25 protein-coding genes are annotated in these 26,125 nt (G+C 62.2%); 18 read left to right on the top strand and 7 right to left on the bottom strand.

Annotated elements, in window-relative coordinates:
• Nucleotides 1-244: 244 nt before the first annotated feature.
• Together QMG79_RS03005 and QMG79_RS03000 are read left to right on the top strand one after the other, a co-directional pair.
• Entirely contained in the window at nt 245-646 is a 402-nt protein-coding gene (locus tag QMG79_RS03005) for a periplasmic substrate-binding domain-containing protein (RefSeq protein ID WP_283537076.1), read from the top strand.
• Complete coding sequence (locus tag QMG79_RS03000) at nt 643-1,869, top strand: amidohydrolase family protein (RefSeq protein ID WP_283537075.1); 1,227 nt, start codon at nt 643-645, stop codon at nt 1,867-1,869. Before QMG79_RS03005 ends, QMG79_RS03000 begins: the two co-directional genes overlap by 4 nt.
• Nucleotides 1,870-2,001: 132 nt before the next feature.
• Here QMG79_RS03000 and QMG79_RS02995 read toward each other — a convergent pair whose 3' ends face one another.
• Both QMG79_RS02995 and QMG79_RS02990 read right to left on the bottom strand, forming a co-directional pair.
• On the bottom strand, nt 2,002-3,168 hold the full coding sequence (locus tag QMG79_RS02995; protein ID WP_283537074.1) for a DUF2510 domain-containing protein: 1,167 nt from the start codon (nt 3,166-3,168) through the stop codon (nt 2,002-2,004).
• A gap of 221 nt (nt 3,169-3,389) precedes the next feature.
• Complete coding sequence (locus QMG79_RS02990; RefSeq protein ID WP_283537073.1) at nt 3,390-5,105, bottom strand: SNIPE associated domain-containing protein; 1,716 nt, start codon at nt 5,103-5,105, stop codon at nt 3,390-3,392.
• A gap of 345 nt (nt 5,106-5,450) precedes the next feature.
• Here QMG79_RS02990 and QMG79_RS02985 point away from each other — a divergent pair, with 345 nt between their 5' ends.
• The 11 genes from QMG79_RS02985 (at nt 5,451) to QMG79_RS02935 (ending at nt 16,526) form a co-directional block, all read left to right on the top strand.
• A complete protein-coding gene (locus QMG79_RS02985) occupies nt 5,451-6,563 on the top strand; it encodes a DUF475 domain-containing protein (RefSeq protein ID WP_283537072.1) in 1,113 nt (370 codons plus the stop codon).
• 50 nt (nt 6,564-6,613) lie between these two features.
• Nucleotides 6,614-7,204, top strand: coding sequence for a TerD family protein (locus QMG79_RS02980; RefSeq protein ID WP_283537071.1), 591 nt, complete (start codon nt 6,614-6,616; stop codon nt 7,202-7,204).
• A gap of 61 nt (nt 7,205-7,265) precedes the next feature.
• On the top strand, nt 7,266-7,847 hold the full coding sequence (locus QMG79_RS02975; protein ID WP_283537070.1) for a TerD family protein: 582 nt from the start codon (nt 7,266-7,268) through the stop codon (nt 7,845-7,847).
• 64 nt (nt 7,848-7,911) lie between these two features.
• The gene (locus QMG79_RS02970) at nt 7,912-8,493 is read left to right on the top strand and encodes a TerD family protein (RefSeq protein ID WP_283537069.1); all 582 of its coding nucleotides are present in this window, start codon (nt 7,912-7,914) and stop codon (nt 8,491-8,493) included.
• 31 nt (nt 8,494-8,524) lie between these two features.
• Entirely contained in the window at nt 8,525-9,718 is a 1,194-nt protein-coding gene (locus tag QMG79_RS02965; RefSeq protein WP_283537068.1) for a toxic anion resistance protein, read from the top strand.
• Nucleotides 9,719-9,751: 33 nt separating this feature from the next.
• The gene (locus QMG79_RS02960; RefSeq protein WP_283537067.1) at nt 9,752-10,273 is read left to right on the top strand and encodes a hypothetical protein; all 522 of its coding nucleotides are present in this window, start codon (nt 9,752-9,754) and stop codon (nt 10,271-10,273) included.
• Between the two features lie 5 nt (nt 10,274-10,278).
• Complete coding sequence (locus tag QMG79_RS02955; protein ID WP_283537348.1) at nt 10,279-10,821, top strand: TerD family protein; 543 nt, start codon at nt 10,279-10,281, stop codon at nt 10,819-10,821.
• Between the two features lie 2 nt (nt 10,822-10,823).
• Entirely contained in the window at nt 10,824-11,771 is a 948-nt protein-coding gene (locus QMG79_RS02950; RefSeq protein ID WP_283537066.1) for a hypothetical protein, read from the top strand.
• A 35-nt stretch (nt 11,772-11,806) separates the two neighbouring features.
• On the top strand, nt 11,807-12,988 hold the full coding sequence (locus QMG79_RS02945; protein ID WP_283537065.1) for an HpcH/HpaI aldolase/citrate lyase family protein: 1,182 nt from the start codon (nt 11,807-11,809) through the stop codon (nt 12,986-12,988).
• Nucleotides 12,985-15,681, top strand: a complete 2,697-nt coding sequence (locus QMG79_RS02940; RefSeq protein ID WP_283537064.1) for a phosphoribosyltransferase domain-containing protein — start codon at nt 12,985-12,987, stop codon at nt 15,679-15,681. Before QMG79_RS02945 ends, QMG79_RS02940 begins: the two co-directional genes overlap by 4 nt.
• A complete protein-coding gene (locus tag QMG79_RS02935) occupies nt 15,678-16,526 on the top strand; it encodes an HAD family hydrolase (RefSeq protein ID WP_283537063.1) in 849 nt (282 codons plus the stop codon). Before QMG79_RS02940 ends, QMG79_RS02935 begins: the two co-directional genes overlap by 4 nt.
• 53 nt (nt 16,527-16,579) lie before the next feature.
• Here QMG79_RS02935 and QMG79_RS02930 read toward each other — a convergent pair whose 3' ends face one another.
• On the bottom strand, nt 16,580-17,356 hold the full coding sequence (locus tag QMG79_RS02930) for a FadR/GntR family transcriptional regulator (RefSeq protein WP_283537062.1): 777 nt from the start codon (nt 17,354-17,356) through the stop codon (nt 16,580-16,582).
• 90 nt (nt 17,357-17,446) lie between these two features.
• Here QMG79_RS02930 and QMG79_RS02925 point away from each other — a divergent pair, with 90 nt between their 5' ends.
• From QMG79_RS02925 to QMG79_RS02915, 3 genes are all read left to right on the top strand, one after another.
• Nucleotides 17,447-18,364, top strand: a complete 918-nt coding sequence (locus QMG79_RS02925; protein WP_283537061.1) for a proline iminopeptidase-family hydrolase — start codon at nt 17,447-17,449, stop codon at nt 18,362-18,364.
• A gap of 67 nt (nt 18,365-18,431) precedes the next feature.
• Nucleotides 18,432-19,865 carry an APC family permease gene (locus tag QMG79_RS02920; protein WP_283537060.1) on the top strand — a complete coding sequence of 478 codons (1,434 nt, stop codon included), beginning with the start codon at nt 18,432-18,434 and terminating at the stop codon, nt 19,863-19,865.
• Nucleotides 19,862-20,806, top strand: coding sequence for an acetamidase/formamidase family protein (locus QMG79_RS02915; RefSeq protein ID WP_283537059.1), 945 nt, complete (start codon nt 19,862-19,864; stop codon nt 20,804-20,806). The genes QMG79_RS02920 and QMG79_RS02915 overlap by 4 nt, the downstream gene beginning before the upstream one ends.
• Before the next feature lie 97 nt (nt 20,807-20,903).
• Here QMG79_RS02915 and QMG79_RS02910 read toward each other — a convergent pair whose 3' ends face one another.
• Entirely contained in the window at nt 20,904-21,914 is a 1,011-nt protein-coding gene (locus QMG79_RS02910; protein WP_283537058.1) for a TerC family protein, read from the bottom strand.
• A 250-nt stretch (nt 21,915-22,164) separates the two neighbouring features.
• On the opposite strand from QMG79_RS02910, the gene QMG79_RS02905 reads away from it, so the two are divergent.
• Nucleotides 22,165-22,599 carry a DUF2177 family protein gene (locus tag QMG79_RS02905; RefSeq protein WP_283537057.1) on the top strand — a complete coding sequence of 145 codons (435 nt, stop codon included), beginning with the start codon at nt 22,165-22,167 and terminating at the stop codon, nt 22,597-22,599.
• A 43-nt stretch (nt 22,600-22,642) separates the two neighbouring features.
• Nucleotides 22,643-23,146 (top strand): hypothetical protein, encoded by a 504-nt coding sequence (locus tag QMG79_RS02900; RefSeq protein WP_283537056.1) that lies wholly within the window; start codon nt 22,643-22,645, stop codon nt 23,144-23,146.
• Between the two features lie 102 nt (nt 23,147-23,248).
• Here the strand turns inward: QMG79_RS02900 and QMG79_RS02895 are convergent, their stop codons facing one another.
• Genes QMG79_RS02895 through arsB form a run of 3 tightly spaced genes read right to left on the bottom strand, consistent with a single transcriptional unit; the run spans nt 23,249 to nt 26,090 of the window.
• The gene (locus tag QMG79_RS02895; RefSeq protein ID WP_283537055.1) at nt 23,249-24,538 is read right to left on the bottom strand and encodes an FAD-dependent oxidoreductase; all 1,290 of its coding nucleotides are present in this window, start codon (nt 24,536-24,538) and stop codon (nt 23,249-23,251) included.
• Nucleotides 24,539-24,564: 26 nt separating this feature from the next.
• Nucleotides 24,565-24,987, bottom strand: coding sequence for an arsenate reductase ArsC (locus QMG79_RS02890; protein WP_283537054.1), 423 nt, complete (start codon nt 24,985-24,987; stop codon nt 24,565-24,567).
• A 35-nt stretch (nt 24,988-25,022) separates the two neighbouring features.
• Nucleotides 25,023-26,090: an ACR3 family arsenite efflux transporter gene (gene arsB / locus QMG79_RS02885; RefSeq protein ID WP_283537347.1), complete on the bottom strand. Its 1,068-nt coding sequence runs from the start codon at nt 26,088-26,090 to the stop codon at nt 25,023-25,025.
• Nucleotides 26,091-26,125 lie beyond the last annotated feature (35 nt).

Here is a 26,125-nt window from a genome sequence, read left to right as displayed (position 1 = left end):
GAAGTGACCGAAAGCGGGAAAAAGGATACGGTTCGCTTCTAGAGGTTCCCCGATCTCGCGATGCCAAGAGTGGTGGTGCACTGCGTCGCGCACCGTTTTCGTTCTGGGTTGAAGCGCGGGGCCTGTCAAGAACAACTCCACGTGCCCCAGGTGGTCACGTGCGGCACCGACGATCTGAGACGTAGTGAGCCACTGGATCGTTCGGTCACGGCCTTCAACACCGTTCGGGATGGCGGTGATCTGCGTGAGGACTTCCTCGGCCGGGATCAACGTCAACCTGGTAGGCGCTGACCAGGCAAGCCATACTCTGAAGATCCGCAACCGACAGCTGAAGGGGATCTACTTGAACACCTGGGCACCATCCACGCTCGACGGGGACCTTCCCCTGACCGACTTCTATGAAGAGGCCGGAAACAACAACTACGCGCAGGATCCCAAGACCGCTGAACTGGCCGTCACCCAGCGTGGGGTCGATGGGGATGCCCGCCTGGATGTCTTCCGGGAACTCCTCGGCTACAGCAATGAGCAGTCCTACTTCATCCCGCTCTACGTCCCGGCCAACAACTTCGCCGTGGACAAGGCACTCGACTGGACCCAGCGCGCCGATGGCCTGTACGACTTCTCCGCAACAGGAATGAACAAATGACCCTGATTCTCCGCAACGTCCGCCCCTGGGGCGCCGAGGCAACAGACGTAACGCTCGACGGCGGTGCGATCACCGCCGTCGGGCCCGCCAGCACTGCGGGGACCTCCCCTACGGAGGTGTCCGCCGGCGTCACCGTCCTGGAAGGCCGCGGGCGCATCCTGTTGCCGTCCTTCTCCGATGTGCATGTCCACCTTGATTCCACCCGGCTGGGCCAACCCTTCCGGCCCCACTCCGGCGGCCCGGGCGTGTGGGCCATGATGCTGAATGACAGGCAGCACTGGCGCGAGGATGACGCCAGCGTTGCCGAACGGGCCACCCACACCCTGGGCGCCATGATTGAGCACGGCACCACCCGGGTCCGCAGCTTCGCGCAGGTGGACGTGGATACCGGGCTGGAACGCCTGGAAGGCGTCCTGGCCGCCAGGCAGGAGCATCAAGACCGGGCAGATGTTGCGGTGATTGCCTTCCCGCAGGCGGGCCTGCTGCGCGAACCGGGCAGTGTGGAGGTTCTTGAGGAGGCGCTGAAGCTCGGCGTCGACGTGGTGGGTGGCATTGATCCCTGCGCCCTGGACCGTGACCCTGTGCGGCACCTGGACATTGTCTTTGGACTGGCGGAGAAGTACGGTCTGCCTGTGGATATCCACCTGCACGAACCAGCACAGCTGGGCTTGTTCAGTGCCCAGCTGATTGTGGAGCGCACCAGGGCCCTGGGCATGCAGGGCCTGGTGACCATTTCGCACGGCTACGGCCTGGCCGAGCTGCCCGCGGGCCAGCTGCAGGAACTCCTGGAGGACCTCGGGGCGCTGGATATTTCCATGGCAACTGTTGCCCCATCCGGGGAACCGCTGCCGCTGGCGAAGCTCGCCGCAGCTGGCGTGCGGGTGGGCCTGGGCCAGGACGGGCAGCGCGACTTCTGGTCCCCCTATGGCAACGCGGACATGCTGGACCGCACCTGGCAGCTGGCGTTTACGTCCAGGTTCCGGGCCGATGAGCTCGTTGAGCACGCCGTGGCCGTGGCAACCATCGGCGGCGCGTCCGTCCTGGATCCGGCAGCCATGCGTCTTACCTCCATTGCGGACCGTCCCGGCCTGGCTGTTGGGGACCCCGCAGAACTGGTGCTGGTCTCCGGCGACACCGTCACCGCCGCCGTCATGGACCGGCTGCCGGACAGGACAGTCATCCACCGCGGCACAGTTGTCGCGGACCAGTTGGCGTTGCTCTAGCGGTACCCGGCCCTGGGCCGCGCTGGCCACCCCAGCGCTGGGCCTACTCCAGCGCTGGGACGGACGACGGCGGCGGGAGGCTTCCGCCGCCGTCGGCCGTTGTAGAAGGCGCGCGCCCGAGTTAGACCCCGATTACGCTTTCATTCTGATACGCGACGTCCAGTCCGAACCATCCCAATACCGGTAGGGAGCAACTTCCTGCGGATCCGGGTAGAAGCCGGGAGCCATGGCGCCAGCATCCGCCTGAACCTGTTCCCGCTCACCGGAGTCTGCGGCGATATCCTCGTCATCTACCGAGAGGTCAATGATTCCAGCCTGAAGCACAGGTTTTGGTGCCGCCCGCTGAGCTTGCAGCACCTCCTTTGCTGCAGCCTTCTCGGCCTTCACCCGTTCCACTTCGGCGCGTTTTTCTTCCTTGGCGCGCTCAGCCAGTTGGCGCTTCTCTTCTCTAACGCGCTCAACCTCCTGCCGTTTCTCCTCCTTGGCACGCTCAGCCAGCTCACGTTTCATCTCCGCAGCGCGTTCCTTTTCGCCAGCAGCCTGCCTGGCAGCAGCTTCTTTTTCGTGATCCAGTTCCTTTTGGCGGTCCCTAACCCGTGCCATGGCATCCCGCAACCCCGGGACCGTCGAGTCCTCAGCCAGAATCCTCTCGAGGTCTGCCAAGGCCCGTGCGGGGGAACCCTCCCTCAGGCTTACTTCCGCCCGGAGGGCTAATGCCTGGAACCGCACTTCAGTACCGTACTTCTTGCTAGGAGCCAGAGTCTTGATACATTCCGCCGCTGCAACAAGTTCACCGAGAGCCAGGTGTGACTTTGACCGAAAGATTGCCAGCGTCGCCGTCAGTTCCGAATCAATGGCAATTCCGTCAGTCAGCCGAACAACTTCATGCCAGTCCTCCATGTCCATATAGAGATCGGTCAGGCTCAGCAGTGCAGGGTAGCTAGGGTCCAGGGCCTCGACGTAGTAAATAGCCACCTGGGCCTGATCCAAGTTCTGTAGTCCTTCAGCGAGGGCCAGGACAATGGCGTCATCGGAAATGGGCAAGTCCACAGAGACTCCGCCCGCGATGCCGAGAGTCAGCCGATAACTGGGGAGGTACTTGGCGGTGAAAGCATGAAGTTCCAACGCCCCATTCAGGGAAACGGCAGTACGCAGATGTTCAACTGCCTCCTGTGTCCGTCCATTGGTGAGAAGACGCAGTCCCAAGAGCGCGTGCGAAAGCTTGGCGTACTGCTGATTTGCCAGAACCGCCTCATCGAGACTGAAAGTCTCTGGCGCGGACACGAAGGCGAAGAGCAATTTCTCCTCTTTGGCAGCGAACAAACCAGGCCTGACAGCAGCCTGCACCGGGGTCGATGGCGCCCTCGTCGCTGGCGCCCTAGTAGAGACGGATCTGGCAGGTGCAGTTGTGCGAGTGCGTGTGACCTTCCTGCCACCCACGTGGGTGCTCACGCCGCTGGTTGATACCCGCACGCGCACCCCAGGCATTACCTTAAATGACTTGCTCTTCTTAAAACCCACTAGTCCCCCTTGGACATTGACATGCTGCGGCGAAACTCAGACGCCTCGGCTTCTTCCCTGAAATCAAGTGTTGTGGCCCCAACAATGCGTCGAACCGCTTCCCTCACCTCGTAGGGAGTAGCGTAGAAGAATTCCCTACGGAGATTAATGCGATTAACCCGGCGGGCCTCAAACTCCCGGTGAAGCTGTGCCTCAAGGCCAGCCGCATCGTCGCTGAAAAACAGGACGTGGACGTCGTAGAGAAACGGCACTCCAGCGCCGCTGAGTTCCCGGATGCGCTCTGTTGGTTCCAGCCGGCGAGTCATGCCGATCTTCACAATCTGATCTCCGAAAGCCCCCAGGTTCGAAATGACATAGACGTAACCGGTTTTGGCATTCGCCTCACGGTTCACAATGTCCCGAAGGTTATATTCAGCTTTATCAAGCCGTTCCTGCATGGTGGCGATGGCGTCAGCGTCTCCGCTGCTAACAGCAATTTGCAGAGCGGCCGCGTACTGATCTCGCTCCTTTTCAAACTGTTCCCTGGCCTTCTGAAGCTCCCGCTCCACCTTTTCCTGTTCTCGCAGTTCCTCTCGAATGGCACGCTGGGCCTCACGCTCTTCGGCTACTTTTAGATGGTAATCAGCGGTGAGGTGAATCTCGGCGAGACGAAGATCGTGGTATTCCCCAGTGATCTGGATGGCCATGCTGCGCCCCAACTTCTCAATGGAGTCCTTTGCTCGCGTCAACCTCGAAACAGTCGACTCAAGGTTGTGACTGCGCACCGTCCGGATGCAGTTATCAGCTTCTGCGTTGTACGCCCGCAGCATCAATCGACATTGTTCGCGAACCATTCTGGCGCCGTCTTTCACATTCCCATTTACCGCCCAGTTGGACGCACCCGTAACTCCACGCTCCTTGGCAACGGCCTTGAGATCTGTCCGCAGGGTATCCAACCGGTCCTTATACTGAACGGCGTCGTCCAATGGGTGAGCAAACTCGTATATCCCCAGATCTTGCAGGAGTTTCAGCTCCCGAGTCTCAACAATCATGGATTCGAGCTCGCGGAGCACTGCTTCCTTCTCACGAATCCGATGTTCTAGGTCATGGAGATCGCTAAGTCGGGCCGATGCTGGCCAGCTAGGAACGGCATCCGAAGTAGGTGACGCAGAAAGGGCCACGGGAGCTTCCTCCTCGATGGTCACACCATGTTCGCCGAGGAAGGATTCGAGCCCACCCGTCCATCCCTGCGAAACACTGCGGATCTTCCAATCGGCGTTTCTGCGGTAAAGCTCCCCCATCACGGCCACATTTTCGTTGGACAGACCTGAGGCAGGAATCTCGAAAGAGACACCAGAGGGAGATTTGACCAGAAGACGGAGGTCATCCAAGCGACCAAGCACGCCCTCAGACGAATCCAGGCTGGCAGCTATAGCGATTCGGTGCACATCATCAGGCATGAGAGCGAGCGAAACTGACGCCGAATGCTCGCGCCCGCCTGTACGCCGTGTTGCGTCGGCCAAGTACTCGACAGCACCGTCAAGATAGCGACGCTGATTGTAGAAAACCACCGCCTCGTTAGAGATAACCTGCCCGCTGGCATCGACCATAATGAGGAACAGATCCACATCAACGTTCGCTGTTGACGATTGCCACGTGAGGTCGACGGACAGCGTCTCACCATGGTGGATCGGCAGGGTCGAATTTCCACCCTTGGGCAGGATTGCATGCGGCATTCACCGACCATAACGCAGCAAACGGTCAATGTGGTGCGCATCTCACTTCATCCCTGGGCCTACTCCAGCGCTGGGACGGACGACGGCGGCGGGAGGGTTCCGCCACCCTCGTCCGTTGTAGCCGTCCATACCGCCGGGGAAAGACGGCTGATCTGGGCAGTGGAACTCCGGAGAACGGGTGCAGAAATAACGCTTGCAGCCAAAAATTGCACTCCCAGGTCACAGGGCCACTGTGTGCCGATAGGATGGGTCCACGAAGTCTCGGGGGACTAGCTTCCGGGACGTACACTGCCGTCCTGCCGTCGTCGACGGGACAGGGCCTGTCGTTCCAGGAGTTGTTCCAGCTTGATCTTCAAGACTTTCGGGTGGTCGTTCGCGATTACCATCGTCGCCCTGGCGATAGCCTTCGTCTACGGCGGGCCACAGGCCCTGGTTCTCTGCCTCATTCTCGGCATTCTCGAAATCAGCCTGAGCTTCGACAACGCCGTGGTGAACGCACGCATCCTGGAACGGATGAACCCGTTCTGGCAGAAGATGTTCCTCACGGTCGGCATCCTGATCGCCGTGTTCGGCATGCGTATCCTCTTCCCGCTCCTGATTGTGGGCGTCACAGCCAACCTCAACCCGGTCGAAGCGGTCACCCTGGCCATGGAAAAGGGTGACCCGGAAACACCCGGCAGCTACGGCTACCTCCTCCACGAGGCCCACCCGCAGATCGCGGCCTTCGGCGGCATGTTCTTGCTGATGCTCTTCCTGGACTTCATCCTCACGGACCGTGACATCAAATGGATCAGGTTCCTTGAAGTACCGCTGGCCAAGCTGGGCAAGCTCGAGGGCGCATCAGTAATCCTCGGCATGATCGTCCTGGCCATTGCAGGCGCCACATCCGGCGAAAAACAGGGAATCGTCCTGCTGTCCGGCCTGCTCGGCATGATCACCTACTTCCTGGTGAACAGCCTCGGGAACCTCTTCGACGTGGACAGCGACGGCGATATCGACGCAGCAGATGCAGACCTGGTGGTCCACTCAGGCCCCTCCGGTGCAGTGAAACTGGCCGGCAAGGCCGCCTTCATGCTCTTCCTGTACCTCGAAGTCATTGACGCGTCCTTCTCCTTCGACGGCGTTATTGGCGCCTTCGCCATCACCTCCGACCCCATCATCATTGCCCTGGGCCTTGGCTTCATTGGCGCCATGTTTGTCCGTTCGCTCACCGTGTTCCTGGTCCGCGAGGGAACACTCGATGAGTTTGAGTACCTGGACCACGGCGCACACTGGGCCATTGGCGCCCTTGCCGTCATCCTGCTGATCACCATTGTGGCCCCCATCAACGAGGTCATCACCGGCCTGATCGGCGTGGTCTTCATTGGCGCCGCCTTCACCGGATCCATCATGCGCAACCGCCGTGCCGCAGCCGCCGGGAGCGACACCACCCGTGAGCAAGCAGAAGCGAAAAACTAGCTTGCCAGCACACCGTCCAAACAATCATCACCAGGAAAGCGAGTAATTCAATGGGTTTGAGTTTGCAAAAAGGCCAGTCACTGTCCCTCACCAAGCAGAACGGTGAGTCCCTGACCAACGTGCGCCTGGGCCTTGGCTGGGACGCCGCCGCCCCCGTCAAGAAGGGTTTCTTCGGAATGAAAAAGGCCGCCGAGATTGACCTCGACGCCTCCGCCATCATGTTTGACGCCCAGGGCAAGCACCTGGACACCGTCTTCTTCAACCAGCTCACCAGCAAGGACGGCGCCGTCCGCCACACTGGCGACAACCTCACGGGCGCCGGTGACGGCGACGACGAGACGATGATGGTCAACCTGCCCGGCGTGGCCCCGGCCGTCCAGAGCATCGTCTTTGTCATCACCAGCTACAGCCAGCAGACCTTCGACATGGTGGACAACGCGTTCTGCCGCGTGATCGACGACTCCGCCCCCGGCAGCCCCGAAGTAGCCCGGTACTCACTGAGCGAGTCAGGCAAGAACACAGCCATGGTCATGTCCAAGCTTTCCCGGACCGGTGGCACCTGGACCTTCCAGGCAATCGGTACCCCCGCCAATGGCCGCACACCGGGCGATGTCCTGGGCGTAGCAGCGTCAGCCCTGTAACCACCTGATACGTGGGGCCGCAGCCCCTGCAGAACGAACCACCAATGTGAAGGAGCACCTCTTGTCCAGCCTGACTCTCAGCAAAGGCAGCAACCTCTCGCTTACCAAAGCCGATCCGGGACTGCGCAAGGCAATGATTGGCCTCGGTTGGGATCCGCGCACCACCGCCGGTGAGCAGTTCGACCTCGATGCCTCTGCGCTCCTGATCCGCACCGGCGGCAAAGTCGGTTCCAACGCCGATTTCATCTTCTACAACCAGCTCGCCTCAGCAGACGGCTCCGTTGTCCACCAGGGCGACAACCGGACAGGCGAGGGTGACGGCGACGATGAGCAGATCCTGATTGACCTCAGCACTGTTCCCGCTGACGTTGAACGTGTGGTCATTGTTGTCTCGATCGACCAGGCCGAGGCACGCCGGCAGAACTTTGGCCAGATCCGTGACGCGTTCTGCCGGGTTGTGAACCAGGAGACCGACAACGAGGTGGTCCGTTACGACCTCACAGAAGACGCAGCAGCGGAAACCTGCATGATCTTCGCCGAAATTTACCGCAACAACGCCGAATGGAAATTCCGCGCAGTAGGCCAGGGCTACGCCTCCGGCCTGCATGGAGTTGCCACCGACTACGGCATTTCACTGGATTAGAAAGTCGGTGGCCCGGTAACCCCGGGCCACCACCGCACCCGGACCGAACACAAGGAGAACAATTATGGCTGGATTGACCCTGACCAAGGGCAGTAACCTCTCGCTCACCAAGACGGATCCGGGACTGAACAAAGTTCTGATCGGGCTGGGTTGGGACCCCCGCACCACCACCGGCGACGCTTTTGACCTGGATGCCTCAGCGCTCCTGATCGCCGCAGACGGCAAGGTCAGCAGCTCGGCAGACTTCATCTTCTACAACCAGCCCGCCACGGCCGACGGGTCTGTTGTCCACAAGGGTGACAACCGAACGGGCGACGGTGACGGCGACGACGAGGTAATCGCCGTCGAACTTTCCGCAGTTGCTGCACACGTTGAGCGCATCATCGTTGTGGTCTCCATTGACCAGGCAGAGGCACGCCGGCAGAACTTTGGCCAGGTACGCGCCGCATACTGCCGGATCGTCAACCAGGAAACGGATGCAGAAGTGGTCCGCTACGACCTCAGCGAAGATGCCGCCCCGGAAACCTGCATGATTTTCTCGGAGCTGTACCGCCACAACGGTGAGTGGAAGTTCAAGGCCGTTGGCCAGGGCTACGCCACGGGCCTGGCTGGAATCGCAGCAGACTTCGGCGTCCAGCTCGGCTGAGCACCCGACACTTTAGAAGAGAGAAGCGACCATGAGCATTCCCCTTACCCCGCCAGAAGCCTTATCAGCTCCCCTGGTGCTCGATGCTCCCAAGAGTGTGGAGATCGTCAAGGCGGACGACGCTCCGGGCATGGTGCCGGTCCCGGTTGAACGCCAGCAGGAGATCAACGAGCAGGCACGGGCGTTCATCACCGAAGTCTCGGCAATGAGCCCCTTCAGCCCCGAGTACACCAGCAAGATTGACGGCATCAACCGCCTTGCCGGACAGCAGTTGGTGGATTCTGCAGGAACTTCCAGCCGCCTCCTGGAGCGTTCCTCCACGTCGCTGGCCGGTGCCAAGAAGTCAGGCAGCAGCGCCCAGGTCCAGGTTGCCTCAACACTGGGTGAACTCCGCTCCACGGTGGAGGACCTGACCCCCAACAACTCGGACCTGAGCGTAGGGCGCAAGATCCTGGGGATCATTCCCGGTGGCAGCAAGCTCGCCAAGTACTTCCAGAAGTATGAGAGCGCGCAGACCCAGATCGACAAGATCATCAAGTCGCTGATGTCCGGCCAGGACGAACTGCTCAAGGACAACGCGTCCCTGGCGCAGGAAAAAACCGCCCTGTGGGAGACCATGCAGGGGCTCAGCGAGTACGCGGTTTTTGCCAAGGCACTGGACGCAGCCACCGTCACCCGCATTGATGAGATGCGGTTGGAGGGCAAGATTGAGGAGGCTGGCAAACTGGATTCAGATGTCCTGTATCCGATCCGCCAGCGCCACCAGGACATCCTCACGCAGCTTGCCGTGTCAGTGCAGGGCTACCTCGCCATTGACCTGATCCGCAAGAACAACACCGAGTTGATCAAGGGTGTGGAACGCGCACGCACCACCACCATCTCCGCCCTGCGGACAGCTGTGATTGTGGCCCAGGCACTGGCCAACCAGAAGATGGTCCTGGACCAGATCGATGCCATCAACACCACCACCAACAACATGATCCTCAAGACCAGCGAGATGCTCAAGGATCAGACGTCACGGATCCACCAGCAGGCAGCCAGTTCCGGGGTCAGCGTGGAGACACTGCAGAAGGCATTCGACAACGTGTTCCAGACCATGGATGCAATCGATACGTTCCGCTCGCAGGCCAACAAGAGCATGGAAGGTACCGTCCAGGCCCTTGAGAGCGGGCTGGAGAAGTCCCGCCCCTACCTGGACCGGGTACGGCAGCAAGAAGGAAATTAGTTCCCATCAGCCCGGCGCAATAGGCTACTGGCTATGGTCGCAAAATTCTTCGGGTCGCTGTTTGGCGGCGGAGCGGACCCCCGTTCCGCCGCCGTTCCAGGGGCGGACTCCCCTGCCGGATCAGAGCCCGAGGATGAGCTGGGCGCCACCGCGCGTTCCCTGGAAGACCTCAGGCGCATGGTGCTGTCCAACGGGCGTGATCTCCCGCCGTTTGTTGTCTCGCAGATTCTGCAGCTGGCGGACATCCTCCGTGACCTCATTGACTACATTGCCGACGGCTCCGCATCAACAGAACAGCGCGTGCTCCTCAACGCCGTGATCACCGACTACCTGCCGTCTCCCCTGCAGTCGTACCTCAAACTCGCTGACGCAGCACGCACCGATGACTCGCCCAACACTGCGACCCTGACCGAGCAGCTGGGCACGCTCCATTCAACTGTCCGGAACCTGGACAACCAGGTCCGCACCGGGGCCATCACCGAGCTGGCCGTCCATGGCCAGTTCCTGAAGGACAAGTTCAATATTGACGGCCTCCACCTGGAAGGACAATCGTGAGTTCAATGGTTGCGGGCAGCAACGCCGCCCTCACTGTCGAAAACCCCGGACTGAAGAAAGTGCTTCTGGGGATCGGCTGGGACCTGATACCCAGCCGCGGCCCACAGGCCGAGCTGGTTCCCATGGTGATCATGTGCGGGCCCGACGGCCGTGCCCTCTCCGACGATCACCTGGTGTTTTTCAACCAGATCGCCAGCCCTGAGGGCAGCATCTCCTTCGCAGGCACGGAGGACCAGGAACAGATCGACGTGGACCTGGCTGCCGTCCCTGATGCCGTGCAGAAAATTGTGGTGCTCCTCTACGTCGATCCGGACGTGCGCGGGCCTGGGAACTTCGGATCCCTCCGGCACGCCCACCTGCGTGTTGCCACCGGCGAGAACCGGGAGCTGCTCCGTTTTGATGTCCCGCACGGGAACATGGACCGGATCAACGCCATGATTTTGGGCGAGCTCTACAGGCACTCCGGGGGCTGGAAGTTCCGCGCACTGGGCCAGGGCTACGAATCCGGACTCGCCGCCGTCGCGGCCGATTTCAGACTGAAGCTCTGACCATGGCCCGCAACCGGACAGGGATGCGCGCAGACATTACCTACCTGAGCCGACGCCGTAAACCCGCTACCGTACCCAACCCCGTGCGGGCGGAGCCCGTGCAGGCCGACGTGCCGCAGGGCGGAACAGCGACAGCTAGGACCGCGCAACCCAGCGCAGGAGTACCCCTGGACCTGAGCCGCAGGCAGCCTTCCGCCGCGCAGCCTTCTGGTCCATCGCTGGGGTTAACCCTCGACGGCGGCCCATCAGCCGGGCGGACAGCTGCCCCGGCGGCCAGTGCGGCACCCGCGGCCACTGCGCGGCCCACCGGCCCATCGACAGGACTCACGCTGGGCGGCCGTACGGCAAGTACGCCAGCACCCAGCCCGGCGTCCGGGTCCCCAGCTGGAGCGGCAGCTCGTTCCGCTGCAGCCGGGCATAAAAAGTCCGTGGCAACAAAGCTTTTCCCGGCACCGGCTCTTGGCAGCATCCGCGAACTGGGTGCGGAAAACCCAGTGGTCCGGCTCAACGCCCGGCAGTCAGCGATCGGCTCGCTGCTGGTGGTCGGAGCCCGCTCGGTGGCCTGGGAGGACCAGCACTTCACCTCAGGAGCGCAGCAGTCTGATGGGCAGAAGGCGGGCGCCCCGGTCAGCACCCCCGGAAACAGGCCGCTGGTGGGTATTGCGGACGGTGCCGGAATCGTGTCCCTGCGGCATGGTGCCCTGCTGCGCCGCGCCCTGTTCATTGCCGGGGACAGGTCCCAGACCCTAGGCGTGTTCGACGGCGCCGCAGCAGGTGTTGCGGCACGGAACGCCGCGGGCCAACGGAGCGTTCTCTACGTGACAAGGATCGCCGAGATCTTTGAGATCAGGGCCGAGTTTGTCCCCGCGGATGCTCCCGACGAGGCCATCTGGGCCATGTTCGGATTTGCCATGACCCTTACGCTGGATCAACGGGTCCGTCTGCGCTGATCCACCAAGCGCACCACTGAAACCACTAGGGGACTATGCAGCACTTCAAAGCCCTCACCGAGCCCATCAAGAACCGGCTCTTGCACCTGCACCCGGAACGCCTCTCACGTGCCTCGGACCCTGCCATCCTGGCTGTCGCGCTGGGCGCTACCCTCTATACGCCAGCCACCAGAAGCTCGCTGCCGCAAGCAATCCGCAAACAGGCAGCTGCCGGCTGCCTGAGCATGGTGGTCTGCCTTGAGGACGCCGTCCCGGACAAGGACGTTCCGGCCGCAGAGGAAAACCTGATCAGCGCCCTGGCCGAGCTGGCTGGGGATGATCCAGGTGAACTCCCCCTGATCTTCATCAGGTGCCGTACTCCAGAGCAGCTGCTGGACATTGGCCGACGGGCCGGGGCAACACTGGATGCCGTGTACGGGTTTGTCCTGCCCAAGTTTGAAAACGAGACCGGCCGTGGCCGCGCCTTCCTGGCAGCGCTTCGACTCCTGAACGCGGAAGCGAACCGGACAGGAACACCCCATCCACAGCCCCTGATGGTGATGCCCATCATTGAGGACCCCTCCACGACACACGTGGAATCCCGCATCCGGGTCCTCACCGACAACCTGGCCCTTGTTGAGGAATTCCGGGACCTGGTGCTGAGCATCCGGCTCGGAGCAACGGACATGTCCAGTGCTTTCGGGCTGCGGAGGTCCCGCGACCTGACCATCTACAACGTCAAGGTCGTGGCGAACATTATTGGCGACGTCGTCAACATCTTTGGCCGAACTGCCAGCGGATGGGTTATTTCCGGGCCGGTCTGGGAGCACTACGTCAATACCGAAAGGGTGCTGCGGCCCCAACTGCGTGCCACCCCCTTTGAGGCAGCCAATGAGAGCGACCTCCGGCAACGGATCCTGCTGGATAACCTGGACGGCCTGATCCGGGAGATCGAGCTGGACCTGGCCAACGGACTGCTGGGCAAGACAGTCATCCACCCGAGCCACGTCCCGGTGGTGCACGCCATGTGCGTGGTGAGCCACGAGGAATACCTCGACGCCCTGGACATTGTTGGCGACGCCGACGGCGGGGTCAAGGCCTCCGCCTACGGCAACAAGATGAATGAGGTCAAGCCGCACCGTGCCTGGGCGGAACGCACCCTTCTCCGGGCCAGGGCCTTTGGGGTGGCCCATCCGGGCATCAGTTTTGTTGAACTACTGGAAGCGAGCATGCGGTGAATACCCTTCCCACGAACATGCCCTGGAGCGGTGCCTACATCCGGGACGCCCTGGGCGTGGAAATAGCCACAGATACAGCCCGGAGCCTGCTGCCCGTCGAGGCGCTGGTGGGGTTGGCGTTGCGGCATAACCCCAAGCGTGCCCACCTGCTGGTTTCCCGGGTGCTGGCCAAACACGTCCCCACCGAACCTGGGATTGTGATCGCCGCAGGCCAGCTGCTGGGCTTCCTGGTCCGCCGGGAACTCCAGCAGCCGGCTGATACGGACGCGCTGGGCGCCCTCATCGAGGAGGCAGCTGATCAACTGGGGAAGCTCCTGGCGTCCGACGGCGGAAACGGCCCTGCGGGTGAGCGGCAGGACCGGCAGAGGAGGCAGGCAGCCGTGGCCGCGCTCTGCGATCTGCTGGCAGCAGAACTTCCTGAACTCCCTGGCACCGTGACGCTGGGGTACGCGGAAACCGCCACGGGGCTGGGACAGCTGGTAGCGGAGCACCTGGGCACGTATTACCTGCATTCAACGCGGCAGGAAAGTCACGGGGTGGCGCCGTACGGTGCGTTTGAGGAAGCACATTCGCACGCGACCTCCCACCAGTTGCTGCCCACCAGCCGCGCTGCACTGGCCCTGGCCGAGACGGTAGTGCTGGTGGACGATGAGCTGAGCACCGGCGCCACCATCATCAACACCATCCGCGAACTCCACGCCACCGCACCGCACCGGCGCTACGTGGTGGCCTCGCTGGTGGACCTCCGCACTGCCGCGGATCGAGACCGCCTGGCAGGGCTGGCACATGACCTCGGCACGCACATCAGCTCCGTGGCCCTGGCGCAGGGCAGTATCGAGCTACCGGCCAACCTTGCAGCGGATGCGGCAACACTGCTGGCTACCCTCCCGCCGCCAGAATCGGAGGCCGCACCAGGCAACGCACCAGAGTCCGTACTAGGCACCCTTGAACACCTGAACCTGGGCGGCATCGTGGCGCCGATCCGCAGTGCGCGCTTTGGCGTTGCCGGGCGCCCGGATCCGGAGGTTGCCCAGCGCATTGCCAACGCCCTGGACGCGGCACTCTCCACCACCGAAACCAGCTCCAGTACCGCAGCCAACTCAAGCACCGAAACCCATCCGGGCACACAACCCAACCCCGGCACACAGCCTGGGCGCAGCATCCTGGTCCTGGCCACCGAGGAGTTCATGGCCCTTCCCCTTACTGTGGCCGCCCGGTTGCAGCAGCTCCGCCCCGACGACACCATCCGGTACTCCACCAGCACCCGCTCCCCCATTGCAGCCGTGGATACACCTGGCTACGCAATCCGGTCCGCCGTTGCCTTTGCCAGCGCCGGCGACTCGGCAGACGGGCAGGGCCCCCGTTTCGCCTACAACCTCAGCCACCCCGAGGGTCGCTTCGATACGGTGCTGATCATGGCGGAGCCCGGCACTGCAGAAGCTGGCCTGCTGTCCCCCGGAACAATAACCAACGCCGTCGCTGCCGTGAGCGGGGACGTCCGGCTGGTCACGCTGGACGCCCAGGAGCCCTTCCCCACGCCACTGACCGGGCCTGCCTTTGGCTCCTATCTTGCAGCGGACGTCCAGTGGCTGCTCAAGGACCTGAGCTTCGCCAAACTTGAGGCCCCCAAGGAGGAACGCGAGGCTGCCATCCAGTCCGGCAAGGCCAGCTACGCAGAATCCCTGCCCCAGGAATACGAGCCCTCCGCTGACTACAGCGCGCTCTACCAATCCGCGCTGGAGGCTAACGCTGCCCGGATTGCCCACGCGGTTGGGACGCTGACCGAACAGGTCCTCAGGCTGCGCGGCACCACACCCGTGCTTGTCTCCCTGGCCCGGGCGGGCACCCCCGTGGGGATCCTGATGAAAAAGTGGGCCAGGGAAATCCATGGCCTTGACCTGCCGCACTACGCACTGAGCATTGTGCGCGGACTCGGTATTGACCAGACAGCCCTTGGCTACCTGGCCTCCCGGCACCGCCCCGAGGACATCATGTTTGTTGACGGATGGACCGGCAAGGGTGCGATTGCCAGGGAACTGGCTGACGCCGTCGAACTTTTCCGCTCAACGGACGGCGCTGATTTCCGGCCCGACCTCGCCGTCCTGGCGGATCCCGGGCACAGCGTCCGGATCTTTGGCACACGGGAGGACTACCTGGTTCCCTCCGCGTGCCTGAACTCGACGGTCTCCGGGCTGGTCTCGCGCACAGTGTTCAACAAAGCCCTGATCAGGCCGGGCGATTTTCACGGCGCCAAGTTCTACTCGGAGCTGGCCGGCAGCGACGTGTCCCGCGATTTTCTTGCGGCCATCACACGGCAGTTCGGCACCGTCCGGGAGGAGGTGCTGGAGGCCGCGGGCAACGCGCCCAGCACTGTTGCAGAACTTCCGGAAGCGGACTGGTCTGGCTGGGCCGCTGTGGAGGAGATCAGCGCAAGCTTTGGAATCAACAACGTGAACCTGGTCAAACCGGGCGTGGGCGAAACCACCAGGGTGCTGCTGCGCAGGGTGCCGTGGAAAGTCCTGGTCCGCCCAGAAGCCGTGCCGGAACTGGCGCACGTGCTGCACCTGGCCGAACAACGCGGCGTTGAGGTCCAGGGCGTCCCGGGCCTTGCCTACAGCTGCGTGGGACTGATCCACCCGCTTCACACGCCCGGAGCCACGGGCGCCGACGGAAAGGCAGTGGTGGACGTATGAGTCACCCCGCAAGCACCGCCCCGATCATGCTGGCCAGCGATCTGGACCGCACGCTGATCTATTCGGCGAACTCCATGGACCTGAAAACCAGCGATACCCTGGCGCCCCGCATGGTGGTTGCCGAGGTGTACAACGCGGCACCACTGTCCTTCATGACCCGGGCTGCCGAAGAGTTGCTCGAAGACCTGGTGAAGCGGACGGTGTTCGTGCCGGTGACCACGCGAACGGTGGCCCAGTTTTCGCGCGTCCGCCTGCCCGGTTTTGGGCAGGGCTACGCGGTGACCACCAATGGCGCTGTCCTGCTGCACAATGGCGCACCGGATGCCGACTGGTCGCGCCACATTCAACGGTCCCTGGGCGCCGATTGCGCGCCGCTGGAACACGTCCTGGACCACTTGACCGGCAGCGACGCAGATCCGGCGATTCTGCGGGTCCGGACGGCGGAGGACTTTTTTGCCTACGCAATTGTGGACCGGGACGCCCTGTCGGATGCGTATCTGGAAGGCCTTGCCGCTTGGTGCGCGGCCCGCGGCTGGACCACCTCGCTCCAGGGCCGGAAGCTGTACTGCGTGCCGGCCCCAATCACCAAGGAAGCCGCAGTTAATGAAGTCCGACGCCGGAGCGGGGCCGGATTGCTGGTTGCTGCCGGGGACTCCCGGCTGGACGCCGGAATTCTTGGGGTTGCGGACCTGGCTATCCGTCCCGCGCACGGGGAACTGCACAGCGACGGTTTCAGCAGGGATAACCTGACCGTCACCGCGGAGACGGGCATCATGGCGGGCGAGGAAATCATGCGTTTCTTCAGTGGAATCCTGGCCAACGCCGCGACGTTCTCCGCCGGCTGATCTTCGCCAGCTGATCTCCGCTGGCTAAGCACCAGGAGAGCTCCCCCGCGGCGCTAGTCCTGGCTGCTTCCGTCTGAGGCTGCCCTGTTGAGAGCTGCCTCCAGCAGCTCAATGTCGATCCGGGCGTGGGTCAGTCCAATGGTTCCGGCATCTGCGGGGCGTTGCGCGCAGATGGCCTCCACCAGGGCCTCGTGATCTGCCAGGGCCCGCAGTTCCATGGCACGCATCCCCTCGGCAAAACCCCACAGGTGGGCCGGTGCCGCGAGCCCAATCTGCGCCTCGAGCTCGCGAAGGATCCTTGCCAGCGTCACGTTGTGGGCGGCTTCGGCAATTGCAGTGTGCAGCAGCGAGTCAGCCTTCTGTGAGGCCAGGCCAGACTCCGCCGTGCGGTACGCAGCAAGGCGTTCTTCGAGCTCCGCAGCATCTGCGGCCGTACGATTCTCCGCTGCGGCCCGCGCAATACTGCCATGCAGATGCACCATGGCTTCGCATGTGTCCCGCAGGGATTCCCACCGGGCTGTGAGGGTCCGCTGCACCGAGGCAGTGGAGGCGGTGGTCCACTGCTCACGAACAAAGGATCCGCCCGCACGGCCCCGCTGCGTCTCCAGGAGGCCCTGGTCCACCAGGCGGCCAATGGCTGCACGGACAGTCATCCGGCCAACACCCAGGGTCTGTGCCAGGTCGCGCTCGGAGGGCAGCCTGGCCCCTGGAAGGTATTCCCCCACGGCGATGGCTGTCACCAGCCGGTCGGTGATCTCATCGGCACGCGACGTCAGTGCCAGTGGACCGGCCAGCGTGCCCTCGGGGTCCTCATCTTTGCGTTCTCCCATGGCACCAACTTTTACATATTTTCTAAATGGTCTTGGAAATAGACCATTTATAAGTGATGATGGTCACCATATCGAGACGAAGGACTGCAGATGCCGACACCAACAACCCATACGATTCCCTTTGGCAACGCCACGACCTGGGCCAAGGTATGGACCCCCGAGGCCCCTGTCCCAGGCGCTCTTCCACTGGTGGTGCTCCACGGCGGCCCCGGGATGGCCCACAACTACCTGCTGAACCTGGCAGAACTGACATCAACCGGGCGCACAGTGATCCTCTACGACCAGCTGGGCTGCGGGAACAGCACCCACCTACCCGAGGCAGACGCGGACTTCTGGGTTCCCCAGGTGTTTGTGGACGAGTTCCACAACCTCCTGGCCTACTTTGACCTGGATCAGTACCACCTGCTGGGCCAGTCCTGGGGCGGGATGCTGGGCGCAGAAATTGCCGTCCGCCAACCGGAAGGGATGGCGAGCCTGGCCATCTGCAATTCGCCGGCTTCCATGGAGCTGTGGATGGAAGCAGCCGCAGAGCTCCGGAGCGACCTTCCCACGGACGTCCAGGAGACCCTCACCCGGCATGAGGCTGCCGGCACCGTGGATCACAGTGAATACAAGGCAGCAGCCGCGGTCTTCTATGAGCGCCATGTCTGCCGCGTCAGCCCCATGCCACAAGACTTTGTGGACAGTGAGGCGCAGATGGAGGCCGAGCCCACCGTGTATCACACCATGAACGGGCCCAATGAGTTCCATATCCTCGGAACGCTGCGCAACTGGAGCGTCATCAACCGCCTGCCCCAGATCACGGCACCCACGCTGGTTGTTGCAGGCGAATTCGACGAGGCAACCCCCGCAACGTGGGCACCCTTTGTGTCAGCCATCCCAACAGTGACAAGCCATGTCTTTGCCGGTGCGAGCCACTGCTCACACCTGGAACAACCGGAAATTTTCCGCGCCACCATTGCTGCGCACCTGGCTGCGCATGACTCCCCGGCCCGCCACAACCCCTAAGTCCCCAAGAAAATCCCCACCTGCGTTCCCCGCGCATCAGTCTCATCCTCCCCGCAGAAAGAACCCGATGGAAAAATCATCAAGGTCAGCTGAGCTCAGCTCCCAGGAGCAGCTCGAAGCGTATGGCTACAAGCAGGAACTGAAACGGTCGGTATCCACCACCGATCTGCTCGTGTACGGGCTCGTGTTCATGGTGCCGATTGCGCCGTGGGCTATCTTCGGCGTCGTCTATAACGCGGCGGGAGGCATGGTTCCGCTGGTATACGCAATCGGCCTGGTCGCCATGATCTTCACCGCCCTGGCCTATCAGCAGATGGCAAAGTCGATTCCCCTGGCCGGGTCGGTATTCTCCTACGTGGGCCGCGGACTCCACCCGACGGCCGGGTTCTTTGCCGGCTGGGCGATCCTGCTGGACTACCTGCTGGTCCCCACGCTCCTGTATGTTTTTGCCGCCGAGTCCATGGTGGGCATTTTCCCCGGCTCACCACGGTGGCTGTGGGCCCTGATCTTCGTTGCGGTCAACACCGTGGTGAACCTGCTCGGCATCAGCTCCATCAAACGGATGAACAGGATTTTCCTGGCGATCGAACTTATCTTCGTGGTGATTTTTATTGTCATCGCCGTGAACGCTTTGGCCACCCAGGCCATCCCCGGTGCCGAGCTCACCATGAGCCCCCTCTGGGATGCCAGCAAGGTCACGGGGCCCCTGATTGCCTCGGCCCTGTCCATTGCCGTGTTGAGCTTCCTGGGCTTCGACGGCATTTCAACCATGTCCGAGGAAGCAACGGGTGGCCGCAACGCAGCCGGCCGGGCCATGATCCTGGCGCTGTTCCTGGTGGCGTTCCTCTTCATTGTCCAGACCTGGCTGGCCAGCGCGCTGGCAGGCGGCCGGGAATCGTTCAGCGATGACGAGGTTGGGAATGCCTTCTTCACCATTGTTGCCGCAGCCTCAAACTCCGGCTGGATGACGGCATTCTTTGTGGTCAACGTCCTGGCCATCGGCATCGCGAACGCCATGGCAGCCCAGGCCGCAACATCACGGCTTCTCTACTCCATGAGCCGGGACCGCCAACTGCCCAAGTTCCTGTCCAAGATCGATGCCAGGCAGGTCCCCCGCAACGCAATCATCCTGGTCTCCGCCCTCTCCGCAGTGCTGGTCCTGTTTTTTGTCGGACAGATAGACATCATCTCGGCGCTGGTGAACTTTGGTGCCCTGTTCGGCTTCATGCTCCTGCACCTGTCCGTGATTGTGCATTACGTGGTGCGCAAGAAGTCCAGGAACTTCCTGCTCCACCTGGTGGTCCCCATCCTTGGCTTCCTGATCATTGGCTACGTGCTGCTCAACGCCGCTCCCGAGGCAAAGATCGGCGGCCTCATCTGGCTGGTCATCGGGGCCGGAGTCTTCACGTATTACAAAGTCACCGGCCGCACGGCTGATCTGGCAGAGAACCCCCAGGACGAACCCAAACCTGCCAAACGCGAAACGGAGCACCAGCTGTGAACACCGGAATTGACCACTTTCTCGACAAATCCCACGGCAAGTTCTCCTTCTCCGCGGACGAGGAACCTGCCTTGCACATTGCTCCCGGAACAGAGGCGCGGATCGGCTTCGAAACCAGCGATGCCGTGTACGCCGAACTCCACGAGCACCACAGCATGGACCAGCTCACTGTGGGGATCAACCCGGTGACCGGCCCAGTTGTTGTTGACGGCGCCGAACCGGGGGATGCGTTGATCGTCACCATCCACGAGATCAGGCTCAAGGACTGCGGCTGGTCCGCCAGCCTGCCCGGGACAGGTGCACTGCGCAACGTCATGGGTGCGGACATGTTCACCCGAAGGATCCCCATCGATGCGGCAGGAGTCCACGTCACCGAGAGGCACGTCTTTGCCCCGAAACCCATGATCGGCTGTATTGGCACGGCACCGGCAGAAGGCGCGAGTTCCACTGTCATGCCGAGCTATTCAGGTGGCGGCAACATGGACCTCACGGGCTGCCGGCCAGGTTCACGGGTCTACCTTCCGGTCCAGGTGGCGGGTGCCTACCTGTCTATCGGGGACATCCACGCGCTCATGGCCGAGGGCGAGTCCTCCTTTGTGGCCGTTGAGGCCGAGGGAACCGCGGTGGTCAGCATTGAGCTGGTCAAGGACATGCCCCTGCGCGCTCCCCGGATCGAAACGGCTGACGAGTGGTTCTTTGTGGGGTTGGGTGATCCTGTGCAGGAGAGCATCACCCGCGGCTACGAGGACATGTTCCACTTCCTGGTCACTGATCACGGCTGGGACAAGGGTGACGCCTACGCGGTCCTCAGCGCCGTAGGAGATTCCACGCTTGGCGGTCCCACCGGCTCCTCTACTCCTGATCCGCTGCACCCCTTCATGCCGGTCGGTGCCGTCACGGTGCACCGCCTCCCCAAGGAGGTGCTGCAGCAGCAGCACTGATTCCAGCAGCAGTCCTGGTTAACGGCGGACGACGACGACGGGAGATTCCGCCGTCGTCGTCCGTTATGCAGTGTTCAGTTCGCTACAAGGGGTGTTATTACGAGGAAGAGTTGGAGTCCTCGACCATCGCGCTGTCATCCTTGTTGCTGTCGCCACGGGTCTTGATCAGGCTGGCCACTGTTGCAACAGCAATGGTGGCACCAATGAACATCAGCGAGAACGCGATAGAGATCTCAGGGACCCACAGGAGCGGCTCGCCACCGTTGATGAACGGGAGTTCGTTCACGTGCAGGGCGTGGAAGACGAGCTTCACGCCAATGAACGCGAGGATCACGGCAAGGCCCTGGGCCAGGTAGACCAGGCGTTCCAGCAGTCCGCCGATCAGGAAGAACAGCTGCCGCAGGCCCATGAGGGCGAACGCGTTGGCCGTGAAGACGATGTACGCCTCGTTGGTCAGGCCGTAGATCGCGGGGATTGAATCGACAGCGAAGACCAGGTCAATAAAACCGATGGCGATGATGGTCAGGAGCATGGGGGTGGCGAAGCGCTTGCCCGCCTTCTTCACCGTGAGCCTGTCCTCGTGGTATTCCTCCGTGACGGGCAGGATACGGCGGACCAGCTTCACGAACTTGCCGTCAGCAGGGTTGGATTCGTCGTCGCTGAATGCCTGGCGGTAAGCGAGCACCAGCAGCAGCGCGCCAAAGATGTAGAAGATCCAGGAGAAGTTCTCAATCAGGGTGGCGCCCACGGCAATGAACCCGCCGCGGAGAACCAGGGCAATGATGATGCCGTACATCAGCACCTTCTGCTGGTACATCTTCGGGACGGCAAAACCTGTCATCACAATGAGGAAGACAAAGAGGTTGTCGATCGAGAGTGCCTTCTCGGTGAGGTAGCCGGCGAAGTACTCACCGCCGAAGGTCCAGCCGGAGACTGTTCCAATGCCCACGCCGAACAGGAGTGCGAGGCCAATGTAGAACGCTGACCAGCGCGCGGATTCGGCGATGGTGGGTTCGTGGGGTTTGCGGACGTGAACGAAGAATTCGTAGACGAAAAACAGGACCGTCACAGCAATGGTGATGATCCAGATCAGTGGTGTGATCTGCATTTTGGAGGCTCCAAAGGGTAGGCAGTAGCTAGGCGCCAAAGTCTCCTCCGCCCGGACAGAACCGGAACTGACTAACCCGGGATGCAACGTTGCATCCGTGCTGACGGGCCAATCACAGACGGGAGTACTCCCCTTGTTGCGTTATAGCCTACCCCATGTGCGGCATTTGCCGCGCCTGGACGCCCCTAAAATGGTGGGACGCAGGAAAGACGCAATAAGCCTTCCGCCAGCCCTATCCAAGGAGTCCACCATGAATGCCCGCATCAAGAGGTTCCTCCTGGCCTATGTGGTTGCCGCCGTCATCTTCGCCGTGATTGACCTTGTCTGGATCACCCAGGTGGCCGTCAAGCAGTACGACAACTACATCCCGGACCTCATGGCGCCCTCGGTGAACCTTGCCGGCGGAGCAGTCTTCTACCTCATCTATGTGGTGGGCATGGTGCACTTCGGCGTCCAGCCAAACAATGCCGACGCCACCCTGCGCAAACGCCTCACGGGCGCAGCACTTTTTGGCTTCTTCACCTACGCCACCTGGTCCCTCACCGGACTGGCTGTCCTCAAGGGCTTCCCGGCGATTGTGGCCATCACGGACATTGCCTGGGGTGTAGTTGCCTGCACACTCGTCACCTGGCTGACGGTCCTGGTGCTCGGGAAAATCCACCGGAGCCCCAAAACGGTTCAGTAGTAGTTTTGGCTGGTCCACTCCAGGGCTCGGCTACCATTGCCCGATGGGGACGCTGAAGGAACTCGCAGTTTTGGCCACCGGGACTATTCTTGCCGCAGGGGCGCTAAGTGCGTGCACCTATCAGGGGCCTCCCGGTGCCAATGATGCCCCTAGCACTCAGGGGCCGACGATTTCGCCCAGCGCAGCTCCCACCGGGCCCACCAAAGAGAATTGGCTCGAAGACCAGCGCGCAAACCTGGACACAACTCGCCCGATGGCGCATGTCGAAACGGCAGAGTCCGGCACCGGAGCGAGAACGTTCGCCATCCCTGCGCTTACGGAAGGGCGGACCACGCTTGGCATTTCCCTTTCCTGCAATGGCGAGGGGCCGTGGCGCGTCACGCTGCCCGGGAACTCGCCCGTTTTTGCCAGCTCCACCTGTTCAACAGGAGACATCATCGGTGCCACTTTCCCCCTGGAGTCCCCCGGTGAACCACAGGAACTGCAGCTGACCCTCGACGATGACGCGACGTACTGGATCACCATCTTCTCCGTCGCCTCGGACTAGAGGCCTTGACTCACCCACCCGTCGCCGCAACTGATGACGACGGCGGCTGCCTTCCGCCGTCGTCATCCGGTCACGGGAATTGAGCGCGAGCCTGAACGCTTTTCAGCAGGTGCTGGGTTCGGGCAGTGGCGCATCGCACCTGGTGCGGGCGCCAGGTGAACAAACACCCGTTTCCGGGAGCTCCAGGTGAACGGTATCCGCGGCAGTGTGGTCCCCAGCGAGGGCTGCAGCAACGGAACGGACCTGTTCGTAGCCGGTGGCCAAAAGAAAAGTGGGGGCACGGCCGTAGGATTTCATCCCCACAATGAAGAAGTTCTTATCCGGGTGCGCCAGGACTTTGGCACCGTGCGGAGCAACTGTTCCGCAGGAATGGAACTCTGGATCAATCAGTGGCCCCAACTCGGACGGCGCTTCAACAGCAGGGTCCAGATCAAGGCGGATCTCACGCAGCATCTCCAGGTCTGGACGGAATCCCGTGCAGGGGACAATGATGTCGGCTGCAACGGTACGCCCGTCACGTGCCTCCACGCTGGTACCCGCAGCACAGCCCTGCAGTGCTGCGATGCCAAATCCGGTATGCAGCTCGATGCGTCCCGCCTCTACCAGACGGCGCAATCGCGCCCCGAGTTGGCCACGGGCCGGCAGCCCATCGGCATCACCGCCGCCGTATGCTTTCGCTTCCGAGGATCCGCGGACAGCCCAGATAACGCGGGTGTCCGGGGAGCTTTTGGCAAGCTCTGCAAGGTTGATCAATGTGTTTGCAGCTGAGTGACCGGCGCCAACAACAAGGACTCGACGGCCAGCAAAAGCGTCACGGTCACGGCCGTTGACATCAGGCAGGGGTGGTGAAATGGCGTGTCCGGCCGCCATTTCCCCACGGGCGGGCAGCCCGGAGTCACCGAGGGGATTGCGGGTGGACCAGGTCCCGGAGGCGTCGATAACCGCCGCGACGGTGTGGTCACGTGTTTGACCGTCCGCATGTTCTACCCGCACCACAAAAGCCGCGCTGTCCCGGCCCTGGGTGTGGGCCTTATCCATTCCTTGCCGGGTTACGGCGCTCACGCGGGCACCGGCAACCAGACGTGAGGCAATGGACGGGAGCGCAGCCAGGGGCGCGAGATAATTGTCGACGAGTTCGCCGCCGAACGGTACTGCGGTGGGCCGTGGTGGCACCCAACCGGTCCCTTCGAGAAGACGAAGGGCTGCCGCATCGATGTTAAACCGCCACGGTGAAAACAACCGGATATGCCGCCACTGATCAACAGCAGCGCCTGCCGAGGAACCAGCTTCGAAAATAACCGGCTCAAGGCCGCGTTCAAGAAGGTGAGCAGCAGCGGCAAGACCCACCGGGCCAGCGCCGATCACTGCAACAGGCAGGGTGTTCGAATCCATGAGGTCCCCTTTTGATCTTCGACGTGTTATTCAGCGACCGGCGTGAGGGAAGCTATGAGCTCCTCAATGCGGACCTTGATCTCATCCCTGATGGGACGGACCGCAGCAACGCCCTGCCCCGCGGGGTCTTCGAGGACCCAGTCCTCATAGCGTTTGCCCGGGAAAAATGGGCACTCGTCGCCGCAGCCCATGGTGATCACAACGTCAGATTCCTTGACCGCCTCCGTTGTGAGGACCTTGGGGATCTCCGCTGACATGTCGATGCCGAGTTCAGCCATGGCTGCCACCGCTGCCGGGTTAACCGCTTCTGCGGGCTGGGATCCAGCGGAACGAACGTTGATGGACCCCTGGGAAAGGACTGTCAGGAATGCTGCCGCCATTTGGGATCGGCCTGCATTATGAACGCAGACAAAAAGAACTGAAGGCTTTGTGGAGGTTTCCGTACTCATAATGTCCCAACTGATCGAAGGTGGCGGTGAGGTCTTTAGCGAGGGGTATTTGTGGCCGCAACGGCGGCAGCTGGTTCCGGGAAGAAGCGCGTGCGCGTCCACAGTGCCACATAGACAAGGCCCACCAGCACTGGCACTTCAATCAGCGGACCCACAACGCCCGCAAGCGCCTGCCCTGAGGTGACGCCAAAGGTACCAATGGCAACAGCGATGGCGAGTTCGAAGTTATTGCCAGCTGCAGTAAACGCCAGGGTGGTGGTTTTGGCGTAACCCAGGTTCAGTAGCTTCCCGGTCAGCATTCCGAGACTGAAGACCACAAGGAAGTAGACAAGCAGTGGCACTGCAATGCGGACGACGTCCAGTGGCCTGGAGGTAATGGTTCCGCCCTGGAGCGCAAACAGCAGGGCGATGGTGAACAGCAATCCATAGAGCGCCCACGGGCCGAGCCGTGGCAGGAACGTGGATTCGTACCAGTCCCGGCCCTTGGCCTTCTCACCCAGCGTTCGGGTCAGGAAGCCGGCGATCAGCGGAATACCCAGGAAGACCAGCACGGACGCGGTTATAGCCCAGAATGAGAAATCAGCGCTGGTGGTGGGCAGGCCCAGCAGGGACGGCAGCCATTGCAGGTAGAACCAGCCCAGCGCGCCGAAGGCGAACACCTGGAACACAGAGTTGATGAACACCAGGACGGCAGCTGATTCGCGGTCACCACAGGCAAGATCGTTCCAGATCATCACCATGGCAATGCACCGTGCCAGCCCCACGATGATCAGCCCGGTTCGATAGTCAGGCAGGTCCGGGATGAAGATCCACGCAAGGGCAAACATGAACGCCGGAGCCAGCAGCCAGTTGATCACCAGGGAGGTGACCAGCAGTTTCCGGTCTGCGAGGACCCGTTGCGTTTGGTCGTAACGGACCTTTGCCAGCACGGGGTACATCATCACCAGCAAACCAATGGCAATGGGGAGGGAGACCGCACCGATCTTCACCGATTCAAGGGCCGTGTCCAGGCCAGGCACCACATTTCCCAGCACCAGGCCAAGTGCCATCGCAGCGATGATCCACACCGGGAGGAAACGGTCCAGGGTGGACAGTTTTCCCATCGCAGCAGTGCTGGGCTGGGGTGTGGTGTCAGTCC

The sequence above is a fragment of the Pseudarthrobacter sp. PS3-L1 genome (assembly GCF_030063285.1).
In the GTDB taxonomy this organism is placed as follows: domain Bacteria; phylum Actinomycetota; class Actinomycetes; order Actinomycetales; family Micrococcaceae; genus Arthrobacter.
This window is presented reverse-complemented; position numbering and strand designations above follow the sequence as displayed.